General features: G+C 66.5%; 26 protein-coding genes. 17 read left to right on the top strand and 9 right to left on the bottom strand.

What is annotated here, in order from left to right; translation table 11 throughout:
• Nucleotides 1-254: 254 nt before the first annotated feature.
• The 7 genes from AC3WRI_RS24260 (at nucleotide 255) to AC3WRI_RS24230 (ending at nucleotide 7,824) form a co-directional block, all read left to right on the top strand.
• Entirely contained in the window at nucleotides 255-941 is a 687-nt protein-coding gene (locus tag AC3WRI_RS24260; protein WP_010812814.1) for a hydrolase, read from the top strand.
• A gap of 60 nt (nucleotides 942-1,001) precedes the next feature.
• Nucleotides 1,002-1,823: an alpha/beta fold hydrolase gene (locus AC3WRI_RS24255; RefSeq protein ID WP_010812815.1), complete on the top strand. Its 822-nt coding sequence runs from the start codon at nucleotides 1,002-1,004 to the stop codon at nucleotides 1,821-1,823.
• Between the two features lie 5 nt (nucleotides 1,824-1,828).
• Complete coding sequence (locus tag AC3WRI_RS24250; protein ID WP_011617553.1) at nucleotides 1,829-3,769, top strand: amidohydrolase; 1,941 nt, start codon at nucleotides 1,829-1,831, stop codon at nucleotides 3,767-3,769.
• 34 nt (nucleotides 3,770-3,803) lie between these two features.
• Nucleotides 3,804-4,253, top strand: coding sequence for a DoxX family protein (locus AC3WRI_RS24245; RefSeq protein ID WP_010812817.1), 450 nt, complete (start codon nucleotides 3,804-3,806; stop codon nucleotides 4,251-4,253).
• Entirely contained in the window at nucleotides 4,250-5,875 is a 1,626-nt protein-coding gene (locus AC3WRI_RS24240) for an MFS transporter (RefSeq protein WP_011617552.1), read from the top strand. Before AC3WRI_RS24245 ends, AC3WRI_RS24240 begins: the two co-directional genes overlap by 4 nt.
• 161 nt (nucleotides 5,876-6,036) lie before the next feature.
• The gene (locus tag AC3WRI_RS24235) at nucleotides 6,037-7,497 is read left to right on the top strand and encodes an aldehyde dehydrogenase family protein (RefSeq protein ID WP_011617551.1); all 1,461 of its coding nucleotides are present in this window, start codon (nucleotides 6,037-6,039) and stop codon (nucleotides 7,495-7,497) included.
• A 39-nt stretch (nucleotides 7,498-7,536) separates the two neighbouring features.
• Nucleotides 7,537-7,824 carry a XapX domain-containing protein gene (locus AC3WRI_RS24230; protein ID WP_010812820.1) on the top strand — a complete coding sequence of 96 codons (288 nt, stop codon included), beginning with the start codon at nucleotides 7,537-7,539 and terminating at the stop codon, nucleotides 7,822-7,824.
• Between the two features lie 8 nt (nucleotides 7,825-7,832).
• Here AC3WRI_RS24230 and AC3WRI_RS24225 read toward each other — a convergent pair whose 3' ends face one another.
• A complete protein-coding gene (locus tag AC3WRI_RS24225; RefSeq protein ID WP_010812821.1) occupies nucleotides 7,833-8,807 on the bottom strand; it encodes a tripartite tricarboxylate transporter substrate-binding protein in 975 nt (324 codons plus the stop codon).
• A 178-nt stretch (nucleotides 8,808-8,985) separates the two neighbouring features.
• Here AC3WRI_RS24225 and AC3WRI_RS24220 point away from each other — a divergent pair, with 178 nt between their 5' ends.
• Together AC3WRI_RS24220 and AC3WRI_RS24215 are read left to right on the top strand one after the other, a co-directional pair.
• Nucleotides 8,986-9,915 carry a LysR family transcriptional regulator gene (locus tag AC3WRI_RS24220; protein WP_010812822.1) on the top strand — a complete coding sequence of 310 codons (930 nt, stop codon included), beginning with the start codon at nucleotides 8,986-8,988 and terminating at the stop codon, nucleotides 9,913-9,915.
• Nucleotides 9,916-10,375: 460 nt separating this feature from the next.
• Nucleotides 10,376-10,681, top strand: coding sequence for a DUF1272 domain-containing protein (locus AC3WRI_RS24215; RefSeq protein WP_010812824.1), 306 nt, complete (start codon nucleotides 10,376-10,378; stop codon nucleotides 10,679-10,681).
• A 12-nt stretch (nucleotides 10,682-10,693) separates the two neighbouring features.
• On the opposite strand, the gene AC3WRI_RS24210 is transcribed toward AC3WRI_RS24215, so the two are convergent.
• Nucleotides 10,694-11,122 carry a phasin family protein gene (locus AC3WRI_RS24210; RefSeq protein ID WP_010812825.1) on the bottom strand — a complete coding sequence of 143 codons (429 nt, stop codon included), beginning with the start codon at nucleotides 11,120-11,122 and terminating at the stop codon, nucleotides 10,694-10,696.
• Between the two features lie 280 nt (nucleotides 11,123-11,402).
• On the opposite strand from AC3WRI_RS24210, the gene AC3WRI_RS24205 reads away from it, so the two are divergent.
• Nucleotides 11,403-12,944 carry a methyl-accepting chemotaxis protein gene (locus tag AC3WRI_RS24205; protein ID WP_011617550.1) on the top strand — a complete coding sequence of 514 codons (1,542 nt, stop codon included), beginning with the start codon at nucleotides 11,403-11,405 and terminating at the stop codon, nucleotides 12,942-12,944.
• Nucleotides 12,945-13,014: 70 nt separating this feature from the next.
• On the opposite strand, the gene AC3WRI_RS24200 is transcribed toward AC3WRI_RS24205, so the two are convergent.
• Entirely contained in the window at nucleotides 13,015-14,376 is a 1,362-nt protein-coding gene (locus AC3WRI_RS24200; RefSeq protein WP_011617549.1) for an esterase-like activity of phytase family protein, read from the bottom strand.
• A 340-nt stretch (nucleotides 14,377-14,716) separates the two neighbouring features.
• On the opposite strand from AC3WRI_RS24200, the gene AC3WRI_RS24195 reads away from it, so the two are divergent.
• Nucleotides 14,717-16,954, top strand: coding sequence for an NADP-dependent isocitrate dehydrogenase (locus AC3WRI_RS24195; RefSeq protein WP_011617548.1), 2,238 nt, complete (start codon nucleotides 14,717-14,719; stop codon nucleotides 16,952-16,954).
• An 82-nt stretch (nucleotides 16,955-17,036) separates the two neighbouring features.
• Here AC3WRI_RS24195 and AC3WRI_RS24190 read toward each other — a convergent pair whose 3' ends face one another.
• Nucleotides 17,037-17,264, bottom strand: coding sequence for a hypothetical protein (locus AC3WRI_RS24190; RefSeq protein ID WP_010812829.1), 228 nt, complete (start codon nucleotides 17,262-17,264; stop codon nucleotides 17,037-17,039).
• A 325-nt stretch (nucleotides 17,265-17,589) separates the two neighbouring features.
• Between AC3WRI_RS24190 and AC3WRI_RS24185 the strand changes: the two genes are divergently transcribed.
• The 4 genes from AC3WRI_RS24185 to AC3WRI_RS24170 all read left to right on the top strand — a co-directional run bounded on the left by AC3WRI_RS24185 (nucleotide 17,590) and on the right by AC3WRI_RS24170 (nucleotide 19,210).
• The gene (locus AC3WRI_RS24185; RefSeq protein ID WP_010812830.1) at nucleotides 17,590-17,793 is read left to right on the top strand and encodes a cold-shock protein; all 204 of its coding nucleotides are present in this window, start codon (nucleotides 17,590-17,592) and stop codon (nucleotides 17,791-17,793) included.
• Nucleotides 17,794-17,971: 178 nt separating this feature from the next.
• Nucleotides 17,972-18,274, top strand: coding sequence for a hypothetical protein (locus AC3WRI_RS24180; RefSeq protein WP_010812831.1), 303 nt, complete (start codon nucleotides 17,972-17,974; stop codon nucleotides 18,272-18,274).
• 140 nt (nucleotides 18,275-18,414) lie between these two features.
• Nucleotides 18,415-18,741 (top strand): hypothetical protein, encoded by a 327-nt coding sequence (locus AC3WRI_RS24175; protein ID WP_010812832.1) that lies wholly within the window; start codon nucleotides 18,415-18,417, stop codon nucleotides 18,739-18,741.
• Nucleotides 18,742-18,835: 94 nt separating this feature from the next.
• Nucleotides 18,836-19,210 carry a hypothetical protein gene (locus AC3WRI_RS24170; RefSeq protein ID WP_010812833.1) on the top strand — a complete coding sequence of 125 codons (375 nt, stop codon included), beginning with the start codon at nucleotides 18,836-18,838 and terminating at the stop codon, nucleotides 19,208-19,210.
• Nucleotides 19,211-19,239: 29 nt separating this feature from the next.
• Here AC3WRI_RS24170 and AC3WRI_RS24165 read toward each other — a convergent pair whose 3' ends face one another.
• The 4 genes from AC3WRI_RS24165 to AC3WRI_RS24150 form a co-directional block, all read right to left on the bottom strand.
• Complete coding sequence (locus AC3WRI_RS24165; protein ID WP_010812834.1) at nucleotides 19,240-19,494, bottom strand: hypothetical protein; 255 nt, start codon at nucleotides 19,492-19,494, stop codon at nucleotides 19,240-19,242.
• A 77-nt stretch (nucleotides 19,495-19,571) separates the two neighbouring features.
• Nucleotides 19,572-19,793, bottom strand: a complete 222-nt coding sequence (gene infA / locus AC3WRI_RS24160; RefSeq protein WP_008646230.1) for a translation initiation factor IF-1 — start codon at nucleotides 19,791-19,793, stop codon at nucleotides 19,572-19,574.
• A gap of 98 nt (nucleotides 19,794-19,891) precedes the next feature.
• Complete coding sequence (locus AC3WRI_RS24155; RefSeq protein ID WP_037023361.1) at nucleotides 19,892-20,116, bottom strand: hypothetical protein; 225 nt, start codon at nucleotides 20,114-20,116, stop codon at nucleotides 19,892-19,894.
• A gap of 427 nt (nucleotides 20,117-20,543) precedes the next feature.
• Nucleotides 20,544-21,452 (bottom strand): LysR family transcriptional regulator, encoded by a 909-nt coding sequence (locus tag AC3WRI_RS24150; protein ID WP_010812836.1) that lies wholly within the window; start codon nucleotides 21,450-21,452, stop codon nucleotides 20,544-20,546.
• Between the two features lie 152 nt (nucleotides 21,453-21,604).
• On the opposite strand from AC3WRI_RS24150, the gene AC3WRI_RS24145 reads away from it, so the two are divergent.
• Together AC3WRI_RS24145 and ycaC are read left to right on the top strand one after the other, a co-directional pair.
• Nucleotides 21,605-22,282, top strand: coding sequence for an isochorismatase family protein (locus tag AC3WRI_RS24145; RefSeq protein ID WP_010812837.1), 678 nt, complete (start codon nucleotides 21,605-21,607; stop codon nucleotides 22,280-22,282).
• Nucleotides 22,283-22,372: 90 nt separating this feature from the next.
• On the top strand, nucleotides 22,373-22,999 hold the full coding sequence (gene ycaC / locus AC3WRI_RS24140; protein ID WP_010812838.1) for an isochorismate family cysteine hydrolase YcaC: 627 nt from the start codon (nucleotides 22,373-22,375) through the stop codon (nucleotides 22,997-22,999).
• A gap of 79 nt (nucleotides 23,000-23,078) precedes the next feature.
• On the opposite strand, the gene AC3WRI_RS24135 is transcribed toward ycaC, so the two are convergent.
• Nucleotides 23,079-24,437: an MFS transporter gene (locus AC3WRI_RS24135; RefSeq protein WP_010812839.1), complete on the bottom strand. Its 1,359-nt coding sequence runs from the start codon at nucleotides 24,435-24,437 to the stop codon at nucleotides 23,079-23,081.
• Between the last annotated feature and the right edge of the window lie 33 nt (nucleotides 24,438-24,470).

Below are 24,470 nucleotides of genomic sequence, written 5' to 3'. Positions count from 1 at the left end.
CTCTGGCAGTACCCACCCCGCAGCGCTGGGCAGCGCCCTCACGCTCGCCATTTCCCGCCACGGCCCGCCGCCCGACTGCATCTCCCGATTATTCGCAAATCGCGAACACTGTCCTCGGACTTTGCTACGTAGTCAGTGCACGGCGCCTTGCCTACTATGCACACACCCCAGGCGAACACCACTGGTGAACGAATACAGCGGTAGCAATAACTAACTTCACAGCCTATCCAGGCGCCCCCTGACCGGAGATCATCATGACGAACCCCAAGCTCGAAGTCCTGACCCCGCAAAACAGCCAGCTGATCTTTATCGACCACCAGCCGCAGATGGCCTTCGGGGTGCAGTCGATGGACCGCCAGGCCCTGAAGAACAACACCGTTGGCCTGGCCAAGGCGGCGAAGATCTTCAATATCCCGACCACCATCACCACGGTGGAAACGGAGTCGTTCTCGGGCTTCACCTACCCGGAACTGCTGGATGTGTTCCCGGACCACAAGCTGCTGGAGCGCACCTCGATGAACTCCTGGGACGACCAGAAGGTGCGTGACGCCCTCAAGGCCAACGGTCGCAAGAAGGTGGTGGTGTCCGGCCTGTGGACCGAGGTCTGCAACAACAGCTTTGCCCTTTGCGCCATGGCCGAAGGCGACTATGAGATCTACATGGTGGCCGATGCCTCCGGCGGCACCTCGAAGGAAGCCCACGACTACGCCATGCAGCGCATGGTCCAGGCCGGCGTGGTGCCGGTCACGTGGCAGCAGGTGCTGCTGGAATGGCAGCGCGACTGGGCCCACCGCGACACGTATGACGCGGTGATGAAACTGGTCAAGGAGCACTCGGGCGCCTACGGTATGGGGGTGGACTACGCCTACACCATGGTCCACAAGGCCGCGCAGCGCACCGCCACGCCGCATGAGGCACTGGCCGCCGTGCCTGCCCGCTGAGCCGGCACTGAACCAGCCGCAAGCTCACCCGATCCCTTGATTGCATCCAGGAGTCCCATCATGACCACCATTACGACGCAGGACGGCACGCAGATCTTCTACAAGGACTGGGGCAGTGGCAAGCCCGTGGTCTTCTCCCACGGCTGGCCCCTCAATGCCGATGCGTGGGACGCGCAGATGCTGTTCCTGGTGCAGCAGGGGTTCCGGGTGATCGCCCATGACCGCCGCGGCCACGGGCGATCGGACCAGCCGGCGCAGGGCAACGACATGGACACCTACGCCGACGACCTGGCCGCGCTGCTGGACGCGCTGGACCTGCGCGATGCCACGCTGGTGGGGCATTCCACCGGTGGCGGCGAGGTGGCGCACTACATCGGCCGCCATGGCACCGGCCGTGTCGCCAAGGCGGTGCTGATCGGCGCGGTGCCGCCGATCATGCTCAAGACCGCGGCCAACCCCGGCGGGCTGCCGATCGATGTGTTCGACGGCATCCGCAAGGGCGTGGCCGACAACCGCTCGCAGTTCTACCAGGACCTGGCGACGCCGTTCTTCGGCTTCAACCGCCCCGGCGCCAAGGTCTCGCAAGGCACCATCGATGCCTTCTGGGCGCAGGGCATGGCCGGCGGCATCGTGGGCCAGTACGCCTGCATCAGGGAATTCTCGGAAGTGGACTACACCGAGGACCTGAAGAAGTTCGACGTGCCCACGCTGATCCTGCATGGCGATGACGACCAGATCGTGCCTATCGACGCTGCGGCGAAGCGGTCGGTGGAACTGGTCAAGGGCGCGACCCTCAAGGTGTATCCGGGCGCTTCGCACGGCATGTGCGTGGTCAATGCCGACCAGGTCAACGCCGACCTGCTGGCCTTCCTGAAGGCCTGAGCCCGATGTCAGTCACCCGCCGGCAATTTATCGCCTCGGCCGCCGCGCTCGGCGCGGCGCCGCTCTCGGAGACCTTCGCCATGCCGCCTGGCAGCCAGCCCAGCCTCATTCTCGTCAACGGCAAGTTCGCCACGCTCGACAAGTCCAGGCCGCAGGCGGACGCCGTTGCGATCCGCGACGGGCGTTTCGTCGCCGTCGGCACGCGCCAGGACATCATGAAGCTGGCCGGCGCGCAGACCAAGGTGGTCGACCTGAATGGCCGGCGCGCCATTCCCGGGCTGATCGACAGCCATATGCATATCATCCGCGGCGGCCTGAACTACAACATGGAGCTGCGCTGGGACGGCGTGCGCTCGCTCGCCGACGCCATGCGCATGCTGAAGGAACAGGTCGCGCGCACGCCAGCGCCGCAATGGGTGCGGGTGGTGGGCGGCTTCACCGAGCACCAGTTCGCCGAGAAGCGGCTGCCCACCATCGAGGAACTGAATGCCGTGGCGCCCGACACCCCGGTCTTCATCCTGCACCTGTACGACCGCGCCATCCTGAACGGCGCCGCGCTGCGCGCGGTGGGCTACAACAAGGACACCCCGAACCCGCCCGGCGGCGAGATCGCGCGGGATGCGCGCGGCAATCCCACCGGCCTGCTGCTGGCCAGGCCCAACGCCACCATCCTCTACGCCACGCTGGCCAAGGGCCCGAAGCTGCCGCCTGAATACCAGAAGAACTCCACGCGGCATTTCATGCGCGAGGTCAACCGGCTGGGTGTCACCGGCGTGATCGACGCCGGCGGTGGCTACCAGAACTACCCGGAGGACTACAGCATCATCGAGGAACTGCACCAGGCCGGGCAGCTCACGGTGCGCCTGGCCTACAACCTGTTCACGCAGAAGCCCAAGGAAGAGCTCAGCGATTTCAAGACCTGGGCCTCCAGGGTGAAGCCTGGCCAGGGCGACGACCTCTACCGCCACAATGGCGCCGGCGAGATGCTGGTCTACACCGCTGCCGACTTCGAGGACTTCCGCGTCGAGCGCCCCGAGATGGCGCCGTCGATGGAGGCCGACCTGGAGCCGGTGATCCGCCTGCTCGCGGAGAAGCGCTGGCCGTGGAGGCTGCATGCCACCTACGACCAGACCATCTCCCGTGCGCTCGATGTCTATGAAAAGGTGGCCAAGGACGTCCCGTTCAACGGCCTGAACTGGTTCTTCGACCACGCCGAGACCATCTCCGACCGCAATATCGACCGCATCGCCGCACTCGGCGGCGGCATCGCGGTGCAACACCGGATGGCCTACCAGGGCGAGTACTTTGTCGAGCGCTACGGCGCACGCGCGGCCGAGGCGACGCCGCCGGTGAAGAAAATGCTGGAGAAGGGCGTCAAGGTCGGCGCCGGCACCGATGCCACGCGCGTGGCCTCTTACAACCCGTGGGTGTCGCTGTACTGGCTGACCACCGGCAAGACCGTGGGCGGCATGTCGATGTACCCGCAGGCCAACCTGCTCGACCGCGAGACCGCGCTGCGGCTGTGGACCGAGGCCAATACCTGGTTCTCGTCCGAAACCGGCAAGAAGGGCCAGATCAAGGCGGGCCAGCTGGCCGACCTGGCGGTGCTGTCCGCGGATTACTTCAGCGTGCCGGGCGACGAGATCCAGGACATCACCTCGGTGCTGACCATCCTCGGCGGCGAAGTGGTCTATGGCGACGGCGACTTCGGCAAGCTGTCGCCCGCCATCCCGCCGGCCATGCCGGACTGGTCGCCGGTGCGCCACGCGGGCGGCTACCAGCCGCGCCCGCAAGCCCAAAAGCTGGCCTTGAACACAGCCTGCGGCTGTGCCAGTTCATGCGGCGTGCACGGCCATGCGCATGCCAGGGCCTGGACGGCCGGCGTGCCCACCTCGGACGAGAGTACGTTCTGGGGCGCGCTGGGTTGCTCATGCTGGGCGTTCTGATGCCGCTGCGTTGCCGATACCAGGAGACCCGACCATGACTGCCCATCCCATCCGCCCCACGGCGCGCGCGGCGACCACGCCCGGCGCGCCCTCGGCCTGGCTGCGCTGGCTGGCGCTGCTGGCACTGTCCGCGCCCTACCTGCAGGGTGGACTGGTCAAGGCGGCTGACTTCGGTGCCGCCATCGCCGAGATGCAGCACTTCGGCCTGGCGCCGGCCGCGCCGCTGGCAGCGGCCGTGATCGTGCTGGAACTGGGCGCGGCCGCGCTGATGCTGAGCGGGCGGCTGCGGTGGCTGGGCGCGCTGGCGCTGGCCGTCTTCACCTTGTTGGCAACCTTTGTCGCCAACCGCTTCTGGCAGGCGCCGCCGGATGCACGCTTCGGGCAGGCCAACGCCTTCTTCGAGCATATCGCGCTGGCCGGCGGCCTTTGCCTGGTCGCCTGGGAAGACCTGCGGCAACGCCGCGCGGGCAGGGGCCAGGCATGAGCCCGGCCGCCAAGCCCGCGCCGATCCCCGGTGCCGCCGCGCCGGCCGGCGGCAGCTTCGCGCCGCTGGCGCATGGCACCTTCGCCGTGCTGTGGGCGGCGACGGTGCTGGGCAATATCGGCAGCTTCATGCGCGATGTGGCCAGCGCCTGGCTGGCGACTGACCTGTCGGGCTCGCCCGCCGCGGTCGCCATGATCCAGGCGGCCGGCACGCTGCCGGTGTTCCTGCTGGCGATTCCCGCCGGCGTGCTGTCTGACATCCTCGACCGCCGCCGCTTCCTGATCGTGATCCAGGTGGGGCTGGCAATGGTCAGCGGTTCGCTGATGCTGCTGGCATGGCAGGACGGGCTGACCATCGAGCTGCTGATCGGCCTGGCTTTCCTGGGCGGCATCGGCACCGCGATGATGGGGCCGACCTGGCAGTCGATCGTGCCGGAACTGGTGCCGGCCGGTGAACTGAAGCCGGCGGTGGCGCTGAACTCGCTGGGCGTCAATATCGCGCGCGCCATCGGGCCGGCCGCGGGCGGCCTGTTGCTGGCCGCGTTCGGCGCGGCGGCGACCTATGGCGCGGACGTGGCCAGCTATCTGTTCGTGATTGCCGCGCTGCTGTGGTGGAAGCGCCCGGCACGCGCCGAAGACCCGCTGCGCGAGCATTTCTTCGGTGCTTTCCGCGCCGGCGTGCGTTTTGCCAGGGCGCACAGCAAGCTCCATGTGGTGCTGCTGCGCGCGGCCTGCTACTTCGCGCTGGGCAGCAGCATCTGGGCCTTGTTGCCGCTGGTGGCGCGCCAGATGCTGCACGGCGGCGCATCGCTGTACGGCATGCTGCTTGGCGCGGTCGGCGTGGGTGCGATCCTGGGCGCGCTGGTGATGCCGCGCCTGCAGAAACGGCTGGACCTGGACCAGCTGATGCTGGCCGCGGCACTGGCTACCGCCGCGGTGATGGCGGTGCTGTCGGTGGCGCCGCCGGCATGGGCCGCCATGCTGGCGCTGCTGCTGCTTGGCGCCGCGTGGATCCTGGCGCTGACCACGCTGGCCGGCACGGCCCAGGCGATCCTGCCCAACTGGGTGCGCGGCCGCGCGCTGGCGGTCTACCAGATGGTGTTCAACGGCGCCATGGCGCTGGGCAGCCTGGTGTGGGGCTTTGTCGCGCAGGGGCTGGGCACTCCGGCGGCGCTGATGATCGCCGCGGCCGCGCTGTGCGTGGCCGCCTTCGTCATGCACCGCGTCAAGCTGCCGCGTGGCGAGGAAGACCTGGGCCCGGCACGGCACTGGCCAGCGCCCGAAGCCGCCGAGGAGGTGGCGCACGACCGCGGCCCGGTGATGATCCTGATCGAATACCGCGTGCGCGCGGCCGACCGCCAAGGCTTCCTGCAAGCCATCCACAAGCTGTCCGAGGAACGGCTGCGCGACGGCGCGTTCAACTGGGGCGTGATGGAGGACCCGGCCGATGCCGAGGCCTACACCGAGTGGTTCCTGGTCGAATCCTGGGCCGAGCACCTGCGCCAGCACGAGCGCGTGCCGCACGCGGACGCAGACCTGCAGCGCGAGGTCGCGCGCTTCCACACCGGCGAAGGGCCGCCGCGGGTGCGGCACCTGCTGGCAGCGGGGCGGCCTCTGGAATAAGCAAGCCATAGCGACGGCCTTCCGATCTGCCGCTGCGGAACTCCCCTCTCCCGCTTGCGGGAGCGGGGCAGGGGTGAGGGCAGGCGTGGCGCACCGACACCGCCCTTCAGGCAATGCCGCCACCCTGCCACCTACGCGTCCCTCATCCCCAAGGACCCCCCATGCACAACCAGCTGTTTATCGACGGCCGCTTCGTCGACGCCCTTGACGGGGACACCCTCGACGTCGTCAATCCGCACGACGGCAGCCTGATCACGCGCGTGACCGCGGGCGCGCAGCTCGATATCGACCGCGCCGTGGCCGCGGCACGCCGCGCCTTTCCCGCATGGTCGCGCCTCGCCGCCGGCGAACGCGGCAGGCTGCTGGCACGGCTGGCCGACGCCATCGAGGCCGACACGGGTCTGGCCGAACTCGAAAGCGCCGACACCGGCCACCCCATCCGCGATGCGCGCGGCCTCGACGTACCGCGCACCGCCGCGTGCTTCCGTTACTTCGCGGGCATGGCCGACAAGATCGAAGGCACCGTGGTGCCGGTCGAACCCGGTTTTCTCAACTATGTGCAACGGACCCCGGTCGGCGTGGTGGGGCAGATCGTGCCGTGGAACTTCCCGCTGATGTTCACCGGCTGGAAGCTGGGGCCGGCACTGGCGGCGGGCAATACGGTGGTGCTCAAGCCGTCGGAGCTGACGCCGCTGTCCGCGCTGCGCGTGGCGGCGCTGGCGGCTGACGTCGGTTTCCCGCCGGGCGTGATCAACGTCGTGCCCGGCTTCGGCAACGTGGCCGGGCAGCGGCTGGCCAATCATCCCGACGTGGACAAGATCGCCTTCACGGGGTCCACTGCCACCGGCCGGCGCATCGTCGAGGCCTCGCGCGGCAACCTCAAGCGCATCCAGCTAGAGTTGGGCGGCAAGGGCGCCAATATCGTCTTTGCCGATGCCGACCTGGATACCGCCGTGGCGGGCGCGGCCTGGGCCAGCTTCCACAACCAGGGCCAGGCCTGCATCGCCGGCTCGCGCCTGCTGCTGCATGAGGACATCGCCGATGCCTTCCTCGAGCGCTTCGTGGCGCTGGCGCAATCGATCCGCGTGGGCGATCCGGCCGACCCTGCCACCGAGATGGGGCCGCTGACCTCGGCCGCCCACCGCGACCGCGTGCTGGAGTCTGTGGAGATGGCACAGGCCCAGGGCGGCACCGTGCTGGCCGGAGGCAAGGCCCCTGCCGACCCCGGCCTGCGCCAGGGCTTCTATGTCGAGCCCACTGTGGTCGCTGCGCGCCCGCAGGACCGCATCGCCCAGGAGGAGGTCTTCGGCCCGGTCGTCACGGTGCTGCGCTTTGCCAGCGACGAGCAGGCGCTGGCCATCGCCAACGCCACGCAATACGGGCTGGGCAACGGGCTATGGACGCGCGACCTGGCCCGCGCGCACCGCCTCGCGCGCGATATCCGCGGCGGCATGTGCTGGGTCAACTGCTACAAGCGCGTCCATCCGGGCAGCCCCTTCGGCGGCGTGGGTGAATCCGGCTACGGGCGCGACATGGGGTTCGAGGCGATGCACGGCTACACCGAGTCGCGCTCGGTATGGATCAACGTGGATGCCGGCATTGCGCCGCACTTTGCGCGCTGAAGCCCGCGCGGCACCACCAATCATTTCAGGGAGAACGCAATGAAGCTCTATCTGGTATCACTGGCCGCCGGTATCCTGGTCGGCATCATCTATGCACTGCTGCAGGTGCGCTCGCCGGCGCCGCCGGTGGTGGCGCTGATCGGCTTGCTGGGCATGCTGATCGGCGAGCAAGTGGTGCCGCCCGTCAAGCGCCTGCTGGCGGGCGAGGCGGTCACGGTGGCCTGGTTCCGTGGCGAGTGCGTGCCGAAGATCACCGGCGCACCGTCGGCGCCGACGGCGGCACGCCCGGCTGCGGAAGCTGCACGGGACGAGCCGCAGGCGCACTAGGCATCGCGCTAGCTCAGCGCCAGCGTGCGTTGCCGCGCCAGTTCCGCCCAGCGCGCCGCTTCGGAAGCGACCAGTGCATTCATCGCCTCGCGTCCGCTGGCCACGACTTCAAAGCCATTGTCGTACAGGTACTGCGTGACGGCCGCTTCGCGCAGCGTCTGGCTGACTGCGGCGGCCAGGCGGTCGAGCTGCGCGGCCGGCGTGCCGGCCGGCGCGATCATGCCGACCCAGGAATAGGTGACCAGGCCCGGCCAGGTGTCGGCCAGCGTGGGCACTGTCGGCAGATGCGGATTGCGCGCAGAAGAGCTGACCGCGAGCGCCCGCAGCTTGCCGGCCTGCAGTTGCGCCAGCACCAGCGGCAGGCTGGCGAACATCGAATCGACATGGCCGCCCAGCAGGTCCTTCAGTGCCGGGGCGCCGCCGCGGAACGGCACGTGCAGGCCATGGGTGCCGGCGGCCTGGTGGAACCATTCGGCGGTCAGGTGGTTGGAACTGCCGACACCCACGGAGGCATAAGACACCTCGCGCCATTGTCGGCACGCCCGCACATAGTCCTGCAGCGTGCGCCACGGCGACGCGGCCGGCACCACCAGCGCCATTGGCGCGCGCACCATATACGACACGCCGGTGAGATCACGCCCGGCGCGGTAAGGCAGGTTCGGGTAGGCCAGCGGCTCGGTCGCATACGAGTCATAGACCAGGCCGATGGTGTGGCCGTTGGCCTTGCTGCGCGCCACGATGCCCGTGCCGATGGTGCCGCCGGCGCCGTCGTGGTTCTCGATCACCACGGTCTGGCCGAGCCGGCGTCCGAGGCCAACATGGACTGCGCGCGCGGTCTTGTCGACCACGCCGCCTGGCGCAAACGGCACGACCAGCACCAGCGGGCCGTTGCTGCGCGCTTGTGCGCCGGTGCGGCCGGCCAGCAGCATGGCCGCGGCGCCGCCCAGCACCAGGCGACGGCGATGCAATGCACGGATCTGCATGACGGATCTGCCCCTCGTTCGCTATGATTGCCGTCGAACTGCCTTCTGATCGCGGCCGGGATGTCGCCGCGCCCCACCGTTGTGCAAGCAACCGCGGCACGTTGTCGGCCTTGCTGGCCCGGCGAGGGCCAGATGGTAGCACTGCGGTGGGTCATGATCCTCTTCGCACGGGTTTGCCATGGACCGTTTTCTCAGTATCGAAGCCTTTGTCAGGGTCGCGGACACGTTAAGCTTTGCCGAGGCCGCGCGCCAGCTCGGTGTGACCAATTCCGTCGTCAGCCACCGCGTGCAGCAGCTCGAGAAGTACATCAACGCGCCGCTGTTCCATCGCAGCACGCGGCACGTGCGCCTGTCGGAAGTGGGCGAGACCTACTACCGTCAATGTGCCGACGTGGTCGCCAACCTGGCCGACCTGACCGACCAGATGCGCGACCTGCGCGCCACCCCGGCGGGGCGCCTGCGCATCCAGGTGCTGCCCGGCTTCGCCATTGGCCACTTCGCCGATATCCTGGCCGGCTTCAGCCAGCAGTATCCGGATATCGAACTGGACGTCGTCGTCAACGACCGCGTCATCGACCCGATCGAGGAAGGCTTCGACGTGGCCTTCCAGATCTTCGCGCCCCAGAACGATTCGCTGATCGCGCGGCGCCTGTTCACACTGCGCCGGATCTTCTGCGTGGCCCCGGAGTTCATTGAACGCTGGGGCAAGCCGGAGCGGCCGGCGGACCTGATCTGCAGCAAGGTGGCGCTGTACTCCGCCTACCCGACCCGCAACAAGTGGACCTTCTCGCGCGATGCCGAATCGGTCGAGATCGACCTGGCCCCGCGCATGCGCACCAACTCCGTCCACCTGCTGCGCGACTATGCGGTCAGCGGAGCCGCCGTGGTTTGCCTGCCCACGCTGGTCGCCAGCGAAGACCTGCTGGCCGGCCGGCTGGTCCCGGTGCTGCACGACTATGCGCTGTCATCGTTCGAGTTCGCCGCCGTGTATCCGGCCACGCAGCGGCAGGCGCTGAAGGTGCGGGTGCTGGTGGACTACCTGGCGGAAAGGCTGCAGGGCGAGCCGCCGTGGGATGTGCCGTTGATGGAGAGGGGGTGGGTGCGGTAAGGGGGAGCGATAAGCCAGTGCGACGAGGCTTCACTATCGCAGGCCGATGTAGGGGAGCATCGAGCCTTGGGACGTCCGGCGATGCCCAGAGACACGGTCGCGGCATTCATTTCCGTTGCCGAAAGGATGGTTGATATAACGCCCGGAAACGGTATCCGCCCGCTCGATTTCTTCAAACGTGAGCGCCTTGGCCCATGCGCCGAAGGGCCGGGCCTCGGGGTAGCGGGCCAGTTCGTAGAAGCCATCGTGGCCTTGCCACAGGCCTGGCTGTTGCTGACCGCGGCCACCGACCCGTCCGCCTGCAGGTCCACCGCGAAATCCTTGCGTTGGTAGCGCAGCAACTCGGCGGCGCCGGGCATCAGGCCGGGGCCGGCTGCGGTGGTGCGCTGGAACGAGCGAGCCCCGTCAGCGGAAATGCGGCTACGATAGCGTCGATCCCCAATCGTTCACCGCAAGCGATATGCTGGAACTCAGACCGGGCTGCGAGCATTGCAACAAGCCCCTGCCACCCGCATCGACCGAAGCCCGTATCTGCTCGTACGAATGCACCTTCTGCGCAGACTGCGTGGATACGCTCCGCAATGTCTGCCCGAACTGCGGGGGCGGCTTCGTGCCGCGTCCGGTGCGCCCGGCACGCGACTGGAAGAACGGCAACTACCTCGGCAACAACCCGGCCAGCACCAGGGTCAAGCACCGGCCGGTGGACCTCGAGGTGCATGCCCGCTTTGCCGGGGCGATCGCCCCGGTCCCGCCCGAGCAGCGCTAGCGGTGGCCTGGGCTAGCCCTTGGATTTCGGCTTGAGCAACTCGCCAGCCTCCTTCACATTCTGCTCGGCGCGCTTGCTGATCACGGCCAGCGCTTCGGCCTGCGCCTTCTGCGCGGTTTCGGCCAGCGCGCGCATGTTCTCCAGTGCCTGGTGCAGCTGCTGCTGCACGAATTCGCTGTGCTTGGCCATGGCCTCGGCAGGATTGCCCGCGGTGCTGTACTGCTGAGCGGCCGCCTGCAGCTGCTGCATGGTCTGGGCGAAGATCTCCTGCTGCTTCTGCACCAGGGCCTGGATGCCCTCATAGGCCAGCTTGTTGGCCTCGGTCAGGGCCTCGATGTCCTTGCGGCGCGCTTCCATTACCGCGCTCATGTCCACGCCCGGCAGGCGGAACTGTTCCATCATCTTGGTGAAGTCTGCAAAGGGATTGGGAGGCGTGGCCATGCTGGGTCTCCTTCTGGAAGGACTGGCAGGGTGGCCGGCGGCGGGGATGGAGCGTGCCCTTCGGCCGGGTTCCTGTCCACTATAGCCGGTATCCGCACACTTCTGGCCGTCAATCGAGGAAGACCCTAAAGTTTCCGGACCCCATGCCGTTGGCATCCATAGCCCGCAAGTGCGTCGGCCCGACCGGGCCCGTCCGCGGACGATGAGAGCGAAGAACGCCGCGCCGGTCCCAGGCGCGGACCGGCACTTCGCCGTAACCAGTGCTAATCAGGTAGAAGACATGAAGAATCTAGGCATCGGGGTACGCCTCGGCATCGGCTTTGGGGTGGTATTGCTGCTTTCTGCGCTCATGACGGTATTCGGCATGATGCGCCTGCAACAGGTGGCTGAGCGCACGCACGCGATGATGCAGCAGCCGCTGACCAAGGAGCGGCTGGTCAGCGACTGGTACCGCCTCATGCACACCAGCGTGCGCCGCACCACGGCGGTGGCGCGCAGTGCCGACCCGTCGCTCGGCGCGTTCTTCGCGGCCGAGACCAAGGCGTCGATCGAAGGCATCGCCGCCTTGCGCGACAAGCTCCAGCCCATGCTCAGCTCGGCCGAGGAAAAGGCCGCATTCCAGAAGATCCTGAGCGTGCGCGACCCGTACAACAACGGCCGCGACAAGATCACCAAACTCAAGCAAGAGGGGCTGACCGAAGAGGCCAACCAGGTGCTGGAGAAAGAGTTCGTCCCGGCCGGCGACGCCTACCTGGGCGAGATCCAGAAGCTGCTCGACATCCAGCGCGCCAGCATCGACGCCACCGCGCGCGAGATCAACAGCATCTACGTCAACGCCCGCAACAGCCTGATCGGGCTCGGCGTGGTGGTGCTGGCGATCGGCATCGCGTTCTCGGTATGGCTGACGGCAGGCATCACGCGGCCGCTGCATCGCGCCGTGGCGGTGGCGCGCACCGTGGCGTCGGGCGACCTGACCAGCCGCATCGACGTCGACAGCCGCGATGAAACCGGACAGCTGCTGCAGGCACTGGCGGACATGAACGCCAATATCCTGCGCATCGTGCGCCAGGTGCGCGCGGGCACCGAGTCGATCGTGTCCGGCACCAGCCAGATCGCGGCCGGCAACACCGACCTGTCGCAGCGCACGGAAGAACAGGCCTCGTCGCTGCAGCAGACCGCGGCCAGCATGGAAGAGCTGACCAGCATCGTGCGCCAGAACGCCGACAACGCGCGCCAGGCCAGCACGCTGGCGGTCAATGCCTCGGACATCGCCGAGAAGGGCGGCGACGCGGCGGGCAAGGTCGCCGAGACCATGGAGGAGATCAACGGCGCGTCGAGGAAGGTGGTCGACATCATCGCCGTGATTGAAGGCATCGCTTTCCAGACCAATATCCTGGCGCTCAATGCCGCGGTGGAAGCCGCGCGCGCCGGCGAACAGGGCCGCGGCTTCGCCGTGGTCGCGGGCGAGGTGCGCACGCTGGCGCAGCGCAGCGCTTCCGCAGCCAAGGAGATCAAGGCGCTGATCGGCGATTCGGTCGATCGCGTCGAGAAGGGTTCCATGCAGGTGACGCAGGCCGGCCAGACCATGGTGGAGATCGTTGCCGCGGTCAAGCGCGTGACCGACATCATGGGCGAGATCAGCGCGGCCTCGGCCGAGCAGAGCGCCGGGATCGAGCAGGTCAACCAGGCGGTGACGCAGATGGATACCGTGACGCAGCAGAACGCGGCGCTGGTGGAAGAGGCCGCTGCTGCAGCAGGCTCGCTGGAGGAGCAGGCGCAGCGGCTGAAGGAGGCGGTGTCGACGTTCAGGCTGGCGGCGTAAGCGTAGCCTGTTTGTTTTCTCCCCTCTCCCGCAAGCGGGAGAGGGGAGCACCCCCCATCACAGCAGACGCTCACCGCGCCTTCAGGAACTCCCCCACCTCCAGCAACACCAGTTCGTTGTCGTCCGCCTTGTTCGGCTCGCGGCTGCTGCTGAAGGGCAGGTTGTTGTCGTTGCCCACCACGATATGCGTGGCGTCGACCACGTCGACGTTCTCGATGGTGAAGAACGGGAACGCCAGCACGCCATCGGTCAACGGCTTGCGCGCAAGCTTGGCCGGGTCGGCAATGCGCAGCAGGTCGATATAGCCGATCTTGCGCAGCGGCCCGCCGGCGTTGGCATCGCTCAGCTCGACCTTGTACACGCGCTTGAACTTCGCCACATCGTCAAAGCAGTCCGGGCGCTTCTGCCCGGCCGGACAGGCCTTGTCCGGCGTGCCTTCGCCGTTGTCGCGCTCGATGATAAGGCCGGTGGTGGCATTGAACATGTTGAAGTCGCCGATGGCGTGGCTGGCGCCTTCCAGTACGTACTTCCAGTGGCGGCCGGTCCAGGCCTGCTGCCTGACATCAAACTCCAGCACGCGCAGGTAGGGCTTGCCGCCTTCGTTCTCGTAGCCCTTGGCGGCCTCGTCCCACAGCGCGCCTTCCAGCAGCGCGTACAGCTTGCTGCCATCGGGCGAGGACGCCATGCCCTCGAAGCCCTTGGAGCGCCGCACCTGGAACTTCACGCTGCCGTCTGGCGCACCGGGCGCGGTGACGGCGGGATGGTCGGGCGAGCGCACCACCTTGCCGTCGACCTTGGTGTCGAACACGGCCAGCACCTTGCCGTCCAGGTCCGCCTTGATCAGGAACGGGCCGAACTCGTCGCCGATCCAGATCGCTCCGTCGGCGAACTGGAAGCTCTCCGTATCGAAATCCGACCCCGTCAGGTAGCGCTGCCTGGTGCCCTCGTGGACGATGCGGAACGGCACCTTCTGGTCCGGGTCGTGCAGGAAGATGGTCTTCAGGCGCTGCAGGCGGCCGCTGCCGAAGTCCACCTTGTAGTGGTTCAGGTACAGCATGAAGTCCGGCGAGTTGGCCTTGGCGCCGGCGCCGTTGTCGGTCAGCACCCAGAAGCTGCCGTCGGCCATGCGCTTGATGCCGGAATGCCCCTGTGCCGGCTGGCCGCGGAACGGCAGCGACACGCCGGTGGGGCGGCCATTGGACTTGCCTTCGACCGTGCCCGGCGTGTCCACGCGCTGCGCGGTGGTGAACTTACCGCTGACCTGCAGGTCAGCGGGCGCGTCCTTCGGCACGGCAAGCAGGGTCTGGGCCGGCAGCACCGCGTGGCCTGCCAGCCTGGCGGGGTAGGCGACAGGGGCCTGCGCCCACGCCTGCGCCGCGCCCAGGCAGCCCAGTGCGATGGCCGCCGGGGCCAGCAGCAAATGACGAGACATTGTGGTTTTCCTTGGCGTTGAAGAGGACAAAACCCTGCATTGTCGGCGCCAAGTTTGACAGAACTGTGATCCGTGGGGCGCACGGCCCCGGCATGTTGCGTCGCAGCGTAGATGCGATATGGGCACCGTGCCGGTGCAATCTGCGAACGATCATGCTGTGCGGGCGGGCCCAACGCGGCACCGGCATCCGGATTTCTGCCGATAGCCGCGCAAAAAGCAGTGGGTTTTCAGGCCCCTGAAAGCAAACTGAGGCAAAATTCTATTTTTCGCCTAGTATGCTGCCGCGCTGTGACCCAGCAGGCGGATGTCCTACCACCCGTTCGAGGATCTGAGAGAAGCAATGAGTACCCAGCAACCCACCATCATCTACACGCTGACCGACGAAGCTCCGCTGCTGGCGACCAGTGCGTTCCTCCCGATCATCCAGACCTTCACCAAGCCCGCCGGCATCAACGTCACCACCAGCGACATCTCGGTGGCGGGCCGTATCCTGGGCGAGTTCCCCGAATTCCTGACCGAAGCGCAGCGCGTGCCGGACAACCTGGCCGAGCTGGGCAAGCTGACCCAGCTGCCGGACACCAACATCATCAAGCTGCCGAACATCAGCGCCTCGGTGCACCAGCTGGTCAGCGCCATCCGCGAACTGCAGGGCAAGGGCTACAAGGTGCCGGACTATCCGGAAGATCCGAAGAACGACGAAGAAAAGGCAATCCAGAAGCGCTATTCCAAGTGCCTGGGCTCGGCCGTGAACCCGGTCCTGCGCGAAGGCAACTCCGACCGCCGCGCACCGGCAGCGGTCAAGAACTTCGCGCGCAAGCACCCGCACAGCATGGGCGAGTGGAGCATGGCCTCGCGCACGCACGTGGCGCACATGAAGCATGGCGACTTCTACCACGGCGAAAAGTCCATGACCCTGGACCGCGCGCGTGACGTCAAGATGGAGCTGGTCACCAAGAGCGGCAAGACCATCGTGCTCAAGCCCAAGGTCTCGCTGCTGGATGGCGAGATCATCGACAGCATGTTCATGAGCAAGAAGGCGCTGTGCGACTTCTATGAAGAGCAGTTCGAAGACGCGCGCAAGACCGGCGTGATGCTGTCGCTGCACGTCAAGGCGACCATGATGAAGGTGTCGCACCCGATCGTGTTCGGCCACGCCGTCAAGATCTTCTACAAGGAAGCCTTCGCCAAGCACGGCGCGCTGTTCGACGAACTGGGCGTGAACGTCAACAACGGCCTGGTCAACCTGTACGAGAAGATCGAGGCGCTGCCCAGCTCCAAGCGCGAAGAGATCATCCGCGACCTGCACGCCTGCCACGAGCATCGCCCGGAACTGGCGATGGTGGATTCGGCCAAGGGCATTTCCAACCTGCACGCGCCCAACGACGTGATCGTGGATGCCTCGATGCCGGCCATGATCCGCATCGGCGGCAAGATGTGGGGTGCCGACGGCCGTCCGAAGGACACCAAGGCCGTGATCCCGGAAAGCACCTTTGCCCGCATCTACCAGGAGATCATCAACTTCTGCAAGACCAACGGCAACTTCGACCCGACCACCATGGGCACCGTGCCCAACGTGGGCCTGATGGCGCAGAAGGCCGAAGAATACGGCTCGCACGACAAGACCTTCGAGATCGCCGAAGACGGCGTCGCCAACATCGTCGACCTGGCCACTGGTGAAGTGCTGCTGACGCAGGACGTCGAGCAGGGCGACATCTGGCGCATGTGCCAGGTCAAGGACGCGCCGATCCGCGACTGGGTCAAGCTGGCCGTGACGCGCGCGCGCAACTCGGGCATGCCGGCGGTGTTCTGGCTGGACCCGTACCGTCCGCACGAAGCCGAGCTGATCAAGAAGGTCGAGACCTACCTGAAGGACTACGATACCAACGGCCTGGACATCCAGATCATGTCGCAGGTGCGCGCCATGCGCTACACGCTGGAGCGCGTGATCCGCGGCCTGGACACCATCTCGGTGACCGGCAACATCCTGCGCGACTACCTGACCGACCTGTTCCCGATCATGGAACTGGGCACCAGCGCCAAGATGCTGTCGATCGTTCCGCTGATGGCCGGTGGCGGCATGTATGAGACCGGCGCCGGCGGTTCGGCTCCGAAGCATGTCAAGCAACTGGTGGAAGAAAACCACCTGCGCTGGGATTCGCTGGGCGAGTTCCTGGCGCTGGCGGTGTCGCTGGAAGACGTTGGCATCAAGACCGGCAATGCCAAGGCCAAGATCCTGGCCAGGACGCTGGATGCTGCCACCGGCAAGCTGCTGGACAACAACAAGAGCCCGTCGCCCAAGACCGGCCAGCTGGACAACCGCGGCAGCCAGTTCTACCTGGCGATGTACTGGGCGCAGGAACTGGCCGGCCAGTCGGAGGACGCCGAACTGGCCGCGAAGTTCGCGCCGCTGGCCAGGACGCTGACCGACAACGAGCAGAAGATCGTTGGCGAACTCGGCGCCGTGCAGGGCCAGCCGGTGGATATCGGCGGCTATTACATGCCGGAAGCCGACAAGCTCAGCGCCGCGATGCGCCCGAGCCAGACGCTGAACGCCGCGCTGTCGACCGTGACGGCCTGACCGGACTGGCCCGCTCGGCGGGCCGGCAGGTGTCGCAACCCCGGGCCCTGGCCCGGGGTTTTTCTTTGCGCCGCGGAAGGCGTTATGGCTGCTGCGCTTCCATATGGATGTCCCACCCCTGTTCCGGGCCGCTCTTCTGGTCCCGGTAGGTCCAGAGCGCGCCGCAGTCCTGGCAGACGAAGCTGCTGATGGTGACGGCGGCGGAGCCGGCGGGCTTGATGCGTCGGGTGTCGGTGATGCGCAGTGCCGCGTGCCCGGGGGCGCCGCGCACGTGGCGTTCAATGGCCTGGCAGGCAGTGCAGAGTGTCATCCGTGTCTGTTCCGTTCGATCGGCCACTGTAGCATGCTGGCGCCTTCGGGGCCGGAAGTGGGAGGGGTACATGCCGCATACACAGGATTTCGCCCGGCGAGACCCTCAACCCGCACTTTCCCCGTGATTTGGGCCCGATCCGGTGAAGTTCGTTGACACGCCTGGGTGGGGCCTGTATAAGGATGAGTGCAGGATCTTTCAAGCAGCAACCTAGAAGTCCAGGTGCTTGCCCACACGGCGCCACTTTTTCTCCTTGTGTCTTCCTTGATCGTCATGCCTTGCCGGCGCTTTTGCCGGTGAGAAAAAACTTATTGAGGAATCCAACATGGAAACCGGTACCGTCAAGTGGTTCAACGATTCGAAGGGTTTTGGCTTCATTACGCCTGATGCAGGCGGCAACGACCTGTTCGCGCACTTCTCCGAAATCCAGGGCAACGGCTTCAAGTCGCTGCAAGAAGGCCAGAAGGTGCGTTACGTCGCTGGCGTCGGCCAAAAGGGCCCGGCCGCGACCAAGATCGAGCCGATCTGAATCGCACCGACCTGAGTTGAGCTGAGCGCCGAGGCGCCAGTCCAATGAAAAAAGCTCCGCCAACGCGGAGCTTTTTTATTTCCGTTGCCGCAATTCCCCGCAACCGTGAAATAAAGCCACTGCTGGCGCGGCAACAAGCGTAGAGTGGGGGCAGGATCACCAAACGGCGGAGGCTGCCATGGATATCTATCCGGCTGCAACTTACAAGGGCTACGACCTCTATCCCCTTGTGTACAAGCACGCCGCCGAGCGCGTGTGGCCCGAGCCGCGGCCGGACCGTTCCTTCGATGCTGCCGTGGTGATCTGCCTGGAAGGCGAGTCGCCAGAAGGCATGCAGGCGCGCACGTTCCGCCTGGACGCCGCACCGTGGGATAACGTCGGTGGCGCGCGACGCGGTGCGTTGCGCTATGCCGAGGCCATCATCAATGGCGCGGTGCCGGGGGTGTCGGTAATAGCGGCCGGCGCGCCGATGGCATCCTGAAGCTCCGACGACGGGCCCTGGCGCCGTGGTGCATTTGCGCCGCTGACGCCCGCGCCGGGCCATGGCTCATGCCGTGCGCGTGATCCAATGAGTTCAGCAATCCTTCCCATCAGCGCGGCACGATGCCGCATGGAGATGTCGTGAGCGACAGCAGTCCCAGCCGCAGTCCCGGCAACACTGTTCCCGGCAGTACGCCCTTTGCCAGCTACAAGGGTTTCGATCTGTATCCCCTGGTTTATCGCCATCGGCCTGAGCAGGCCTGGCCGCGCACCAAGCCCGACAACAGCTTCCTCGCGTCGATCGTGATTTGCCGCGAGGGCTATCGCCCTGGCAGCGACCATGCGCGCGTGTACCCCATGAGCGAGTCGCGCTGGGAGAACATCGGCTCGGCGCGCCGCGGCGCGCTGCAGTTCGGCGAAGACATCATCAATGGCCTGGTCGCCGGCGAATCCGTGACGTCGATCTAGGTATCCGGTTCCGTAGCGCGGCCTGGTCACAGGCCAAGTTGCGGAGCGGGGAGACAGGCGCGGCGCTATCCGTCAGACTGCAAGGAGTCCGTTCATGGACATGCGTTCGGGATCATCTGGTTTTCTGTGCACTTTGCCCGGTGAGGGCAAAGGCATCACCTATCACGTTGCAGTCTGCTTTATCGATGCGGAGCGCCCCACCGGGGTGCTGTTCACCAGCTTCGTGGGTGTGGGGCGGCGGTCGTTCGGCGTGCTGGCCGAGCCAGGGGCCCTGCAGGGCCAGCTTGCCGCCAGCGGCGAGGTGCTGTGCCGCCTGGCCATTGGCCAGGTGGTACGCGACCAGTTGCACGACAAGGCGCGCGAAGGCGATGCGGTGCTGGACCTCGCCGCCGCGCCATGGGACGGCGAACTGAGGCCGGTCGGCGCGGGGCTCAGGACGGCCCGGCCGCATGTGCGCGTGCTTGGCTGAGGCCGCACGCAGTCGTCAAGCCAGGTCAGTCAGATCTGGAATACCGGGTCGCCGTGGCGCTCCAGCAGCGCTTCGATCAGCGCCATGTCGGTAATCTCGGGAGTACGGTCTTCAACCGCGCGCGACGGCCCGCAATAGGTGGCCGTTACGTGGCGCCTGACGGTCAGCACGCCGGAAGCGGGCGGTGCGACTTCAACCGCCTGCCACGGTGCATGCCGGTAACTGCCTGCCTGCCAGCCTTCGGGCGTCAGGTGCACGGCTTCCCATTCTTCGATGACGGACATGATCGGTTCTCCTTGATTGAGGGATGAATCGTTAGCGGGACGGCACGCGCCGGCGCGGCGCATGCCATGACGACGGCCTACGACTTGTGCCGGTAGTTGATGCGCCCCTTGGTGAGGTCATAGGGCGACATCTCCAGCGTGACGCGGTCGCCCGCCAGCACGCGGATGCGGTTCTTCTTCAGCCGCCCGGACGAATACGCCCAGACTTCGAAGCCGTTTTCCAGGATCACGCGGAAACGGTTGTCGGGCAGGACTTCCGACACCTTGCCGCCGAATTCGACCAGTTCTTCTTTTGCCAAGGAGGCTCCTTGCTGTAGCCGCGCCGCTTGTGCGCGAGCTGTTGTGACGGCCAACTGGACACCAACTGGCCGATGGGATGGGGCTTACGGTGCCTGGCTTACTGCTGGCGCAGGCGTGCTGCGGCGCGTTCGCCGGCACGGCGGGCGGACTGCCTGGCGCGGGCTTCAGAGCGGTGCGTGTCGTGGCGCATTGCCACGTTGGCGACGATGCGTTCGGCGCCATTGCGGTATTCCGCAATCATGTAGGTCGCGAACCAGAGGCCGGGTTCCTGCTGGATGGGATAGACGGAAACGGTGTAAGGGGTAGGGTTGACTCGATTCAATGTGATGCCTGTTCTGAGGCACGGCCGCAGGGGCGCGGAGCATCGTTCCGATGCAGGCGTCGCGCGGTGGCGGCCGTTCGCCGTTGCTGTAGGCCAGCGTCGGGCCCGCGCGGCTGCGCAGGCGTTGCATCTGGCGTGAAGTGGACCATGCCTGCGCAGGCCGATGCGCCAGGTACAGGAGCGATCGTTGCGGAGCGGACGTGCCGCTGGTCGGATAGGGTGGTGGGCCGTTCTGCATCGGCTGGCCCAAAGACGCATCGGGTGTACGCCCGATAAGCCGCCGCTAATGCTTTTGTGGGATTGTTTGCGGCTGGCGCACAGAGGTCGGGCGTTGCCGATCCGTGCATAGGATCCTGGATGATACCACTTCCGGGCCAATCCTGCCCGCGTGACGGGCAGTGCCCCTGGCGCGGCCGCCTTGCGATGCCTAGAGTTCGCTGATCTGCGCGAAGCGCTGCGACAGGAAGTCGATCAGTTCACGCACCGAAGGCAGCAGCCCGCGCCGTGACGGGAACACGGCGTGGATCACGCCGCCCCTGACCGACCAGTCCGGCAGGACTTTTACCAGCCGGCCATCGCGCAGCTGGTCGGTCATCATCATGACCGGCAGCTGCACGATGCCGGCACCGGCCACGGCCGCGGTGCGCAGCATGATCATGTCGTCGGTGACCAGGCGGGGCTTGTGGTGCAGCTCGGCGCTGGCGCCATCGGGGCCGTATAGCGACCAGGTGTGCGAGGGGCGCGGCGGCCCCAGGTCCAGCGTTGGCAGCGCGTTGAGGTCCGCGGGTGCCAGCAGCGGCCCATGGCCGGCCAGCAGCGCCGGGCTGGCCACGAAGCACCAGGCGCGCTCGGCCAGCACGCGCATCACCAGGTCGCTGTCTTCGAGTGGCGGCACGCGCACGCGGATGGCCAGGTCGATCCCCTCCGCCACCACGTCCACGCGCCGGTTGGTGGCTTCCAGGTGCACGATGACCTTGGGGTTGGCCGCCATGAAATCCGCAATCATGTCGCCCACCCGTGCGTGCAGCAGCGCCACCGGGCAGCTCATGCGCACCAGGCCGCTGGGTTCGGCGCGGGTTTGCTCGATCGCGCTCTCGGCCGCTTCGGCCTCCACCAGCATGGCCTTGCAATGGGCGTAGTACGTCTGCCCCAGTTCTGTCACGGAGAAGCGCCGCGTCGAGCGCTGGATCAGGCGCACGCCCAGGCGTTCTTCCAGCATCGCCACGCGCCGGCTCAGCTTGGACTTGGGTATGCCGAGCACGCGCCCGGCGGGCGCAAAGCCCTGGTGATCGACTACCTGCGCGAAGTAATACAGGTCATTCAGGTCGGGATGCAAGCGGGCGGCTCCTGTCGTCCTGCCAGTAGGACGCTGAGGGCAGATTTTCCATCCTAGCGATGCGATCTGCCAAGACCTATGCTTTGGCCACACGGTCGGCTTGAGGATTGCCCGGAGTCGCCGGTTTCGCCAACCGCATAGGAGAAAGCCAAATGACCACACCCGCGAATTTCAACGGCAAGCGTCCGGTACTGGATCCCGCCGATACGGCCATGCTGCTGATCGACCACCAGAGTGGCCTGTTCCAGACCGTTGGCGACATGCCGATGCCTGAGCTGCGCGCCCGTGCGGCCGCGCTGGCCAAGATGGCGACGCTGTGCAAGCTGCCCGTGATCACGACGGCATCCGTGCCGCAAGGCCCGAACGGCCCGCTGATCCCGGAAATCCACGAAAACGCCCCCCATGCCAAATACGTCGCGCGCAAGGGCGAGATCAACGCCTGGGACAACCCCGACTTCGTCGCCGCGGTGCGTGAGACCGGCAAGAAGACCCTGATCATCGCCGGCACCATCACCAGCGTGTGCATGGCATTCCCGTCGATCAGCGCGGTGGCTGACGGCTACAAGGTGTTCGCGGTGATCGATGCGTCGGGCACGTATTCCAAGATGGCGCAGGAAATCACCCTGGCGCGCGTCGTCCAGGCCGGCGTGGTGCCGATGGATACCGCCGCCGTGGCCTCGGAGCTGCAGCAGAGCTGGAACCGTCCGGACGCGCAGGAATGGGCCGAGGTCTACACGCAGATCTTCCCGGCCTACCGCCTGCTGATTGAAAGCTATCTCAAGGCGCAGGACGTCGAGAAGAAGCACGAGGTGCTGGACTCCCAGCGCTGACGCCTTGCCGGTAACGCACGGCATACCCAGGGGTACGCACGCGTGGCTCAAGCCAAGCGTGCGTACTTTTTTTGTTGACAGGAGCACACCATGAGCAAGCCCTACAAGCGCCTTGACAAGAGCCAGGCCGCAGTCCTGATGGTCGATCACCAGGCCGGCCTGCTGTCGCTGGTGCGGGATATCGAGCCCGACAAGTTCAAGAACAATGTGCTGGCACTGGCCGACCTGGCCAAGTACTTCAAGCTGCCGACCGTGCTGACCACCAGCTTCGAGGATGGTCCCAACGGACCGCTGGTGCCTGAGCTCAAGGCCATGTTCCCTGACGCGCCGTTCATTCCGCGCCCGGGCCAGATCAACGCCTGGGATAACGAGGACTTTGTTGCCGCGGTGCGTGCCACCGGCAAGAAGCAGCTGCTGATCGCCGGCGTGGTCACCGAAGTGTGCGTGGCCTTCCCGGCGTTGTCGGCGATCGAAGAGGGTTTCGAAGTCTTTGTCGTGACCGATGCCTCGGGCACCTTCAATGAAATCACGCGCGATTCGGCCTGGCAGCGGATGTCGGATGCTGGCGCGCAACTGATGACGTGGTTCGGTGTGGCTTGCGAACTGCACCGCGACTGGCGCAACGACATCGAGGGTCTGGGCACGCTGTTCTCGAACCATATTCCGGATTACCGGAATTTGATTACGGCGTACACGACGGTGAAGGGCAGCAAGTAAGCTACGTCCTTCAGCGCTGCCGGTTCGCTCCCTCTCCCGCAAGCGGGAGAGGGAGCGAACAACTGGCGGTTGACTTCTCTCAGGCCTCCTTCACAGTTCCTCGCACCGGCGCCGCAGCGACTTCCGCCTGCGCCGACGCCGACCTCCGGTGGTTGATCATCGACACCGCCCCCACTGCAATCACCGCCGGGATCGCCATCGCCATGAAGTTCTGCTGCAACGGCAACGACATCCCAACCAGCACGCCGATCACGATCGGTGCCAGGATGGCGCCGCTGCGTCCCACGCCGGACGCCCAGCCGATGCCGGTGCCGCGCACCGCCATCGGATAGAACTGGCCCGCATAGGCATAGGTGACGATCTGCGTGCCGATGGTGGAAGCACCTGCCAGGCCCACCACGACGAACAGCGCTGCGCTGGGCATCGGGTAGCCCAGCAGCGTGATCGACACTGCCGCCAGCGTGTACATGCCGATCAGCACATGCTTGATCGGCAAGCGGTCGGCCAGCCAGCCGCCGCCGATGGCGCCGAGCATGGCGCCGAAGTTCAGCACCAGCACGAAAGTCAGCGCCGAGCCCAGGCTGTAGCCTGCGCCGGCCATCAGCTTGGTCAGCCACGAGCTGAGCGCGTACACCATGAACAGGCACATGAAGAACGCCACCCAGAACATCACCGTGCTGAAGCCGCGGCCGTCCTGGAACAGGCGGCGGATCGGCGCGCTGCCGGCCTTGTCGTCCGCAGCCAGCGTAAAGACGTCGCCGGCTTGCGCGCGATGCGACGGCACCAGGCGCGATACCACGGATTGCAGAGCGTCGGTCTGGCCGGTGCGGAGCAGGTAGGGCATCGACTCCGGCAGCGAGCGCAGCACCAGCGGGACCAGCAGCACCGGCAGGCCGGCGGCGAGGAACACCGACTGCCAGCCATAGCTTTCGATCAGTCCCTTGCCCAGCAGCGCGGCCAGCATGCCGCCCACCGAATAACCGCTGAACATCAGCGTCACCAGCGTGCCGCGCAGCTTGCGCGGCGAGTACTCGGTCATCTGCGCCACCACGTTGGGCATCACGCCGCCGATGCCCAGGCCCGCCAGGAAGCGCGTGACGCTGAACGTCACCGGGTCGCTGGTAAAGCCCGCCGCCGCGGTGAAGACACTGAACAGCACGATGCAGATGGCGATGGCGCGCCTGCGGCCGATGCGGTCGGCCACGGTGCCGAGGAAGATCGCGCCGAACATCATGCCGAACAGCGCCGAGCTGACCATGAAGCCGGCGCTGGTTGCGGTCACGCCCATCTCTTTCATGATCGACGGCAGGGCGATGCCGGCCACGGCCAGGTCGTAGCCGTCGAAGATGATGATCAGCGCGCACCAGAACAGGATGAGCGCATGGAAGCGGTTGAAGCGGGCCTCGTCGGCCAGCTTGTGGACATCGATCTGACGCATGGTTTGTCTCCGGTATGGTGGTATGACGGGGCG

The organism is Cupriavidus sp. FW305-27, assembly GCF_058787995.1.
Note: the sequence above shows the minus strand (reverse complement) of the source record. Positions and strands in the feature narration are given on the sequence as shown.

Excerpts from the sequence above, each read along its gene's own strand:
- AC3WRI_RS24250 (WP_011617553.1), top strand. The coding sequence starts at position 1,829 with ATGTCAGTCACCCGCCGGCAATTTATCGCCTCGGCCGCCGCGCTCGGC.
- AC3WRI_RS24230 (WP_010812820.1), top strand. The coding sequence starts at position 7,537 with ATGAAGCTCTATCTGGTATCACTGGCCGCCGGTATCCTGGTCGGCATC.
- AC3WRI_RS24165 (WP_010812834.1), bottom strand. The coding sequence starts at position 19,494 with ATGTCCGTCATCGAAGAATGGGAAGCCGTGCACCTGACGCCCGAAGGC.
- AC3WRI_RS24200 (WP_011617549.1), bottom strand. The coding sequence starts at position 14,376 with ATGTCTCGTCATTTGCTGCTGGCCCCGGCGGCCATCGCACTGGGCTGC.
- AC3WRI_RS24145 (WP_010812837.1), top strand. The coding sequence starts at position 21,605 with ATGACCACACCCGCGAATTTCAACGGCAAGCGTCCGGTACTGGATCCC.
- AC3WRI_RS24210 (WP_010812825.1), bottom strand. The coding sequence starts at position 11,122 with ATGGCCACGCCTCCCAATCCCTTTGCAGACTTCACCAAGATGATGGAA.
- AC3WRI_RS24255 (WP_010812815.1), top strand. The coding sequence starts at position 1,002 with ATGACCACCATTACGACGCAGGACGGCACGCAGATCTTCTACAAGGAC.
- AC3WRI_RS24205 (WP_011617550.1), top strand. The coding sequence starts at position 11,403 with ATGAAGAATCTAGGCATCGGGGTACGCCTCGGCATCGGCTTTGGGGTG.
- AC3WRI_RS24180 (WP_010812831.1), top strand. The coding sequence starts at position 17,972 with ATGGATATCTATCCGGCTGCAACTTACAAGGGCTACGACCTCTATCCC.
- AC3WRI_RS24225 (WP_010812821.1), bottom strand. The coding sequence starts at position 8,807 with ATGCAGATCCGTGCATTGCATCGCCGTCGCCTGGTGCTGGGCGGCGCC.
- AC3WRI_RS24170 (WP_010812833.1), top strand. The coding sequence starts at position 18,836 with ATGGACATGCGTTCGGGATCATCTGGTTTTCTGTGCACTTTGCCCGGT.
- ycaC (WP_010812838.1), top strand. The coding sequence starts at position 22,373 with ATGAGCAAGCCCTACAAGCGCCTTGACAAGAGCCAGGCCGCAGTCCTG.
- AC3WRI_RS24220 (WP_010812822.1), top strand. The coding sequence starts at position 8,986 with ATGGACCGTTTTCTCAGTATCGAAGCCTTTGTCAGGGTCGCGGACACG.
- AC3WRI_RS24195 (WP_011617548.1), top strand. The coding sequence starts at position 14,717 with ATGAGTACCCAGCAACCCACCATCATCTACACGCTGACCGACGAAGCT.
- AC3WRI_RS24185 (WP_010812830.1), top strand. The coding sequence starts at position 17,590 with ATGGAAACCGGTACCGTCAAGTGGTTCAACGATTCGAAGGGTTTTGGC.
- AC3WRI_RS24135 (WP_010812839.1), bottom strand. The coding sequence starts at position 24,437 with ATGCGTCAGATCGATGTCCACAAGCTGGCCGACGAGGCCCGCTTCAAC.
- AC3WRI_RS24235 (WP_011617551.1), top strand. The coding sequence starts at position 6,037 with ATGCACAACCAGCTGTTTATCGACGGCCGCTTCGTCGACGCCCTTGAC.
- AC3WRI_RS24215 (WP_010812824.1), top strand. The coding sequence starts at position 10,376 with ATGCTGGAACTCAGACCGGGCTGCGAGCATTGCAACAAGCCCCTGCCA.
- AC3WRI_RS24190 (WP_010812829.1), bottom strand. The coding sequence starts at position 17,264 with ATGACACTCTGCACTGCCTGCCAGGCCATTGAACGCCACGTGCGCGGC.
- AC3WRI_RS24245 (WP_010812817.1), top strand. The coding sequence starts at position 3,804 with ATGACTGCCCATCCCATCCGCCCCACGGCGCGCGCGGCGACCACGCCC.
- AC3WRI_RS24260 (WP_010812814.1), top strand. The coding sequence starts at position 255 with ATGACGAACCCCAAGCTCGAAGTCCTGACCCCGCAAAACAGCCAGCTG.
- AC3WRI_RS24240 (WP_011617552.1), top strand. The coding sequence starts at position 4,250 with ATGAGCCCGGCCGCCAAGCCCGCGCCGATCCCCGGTGCCGCCGCGCCG.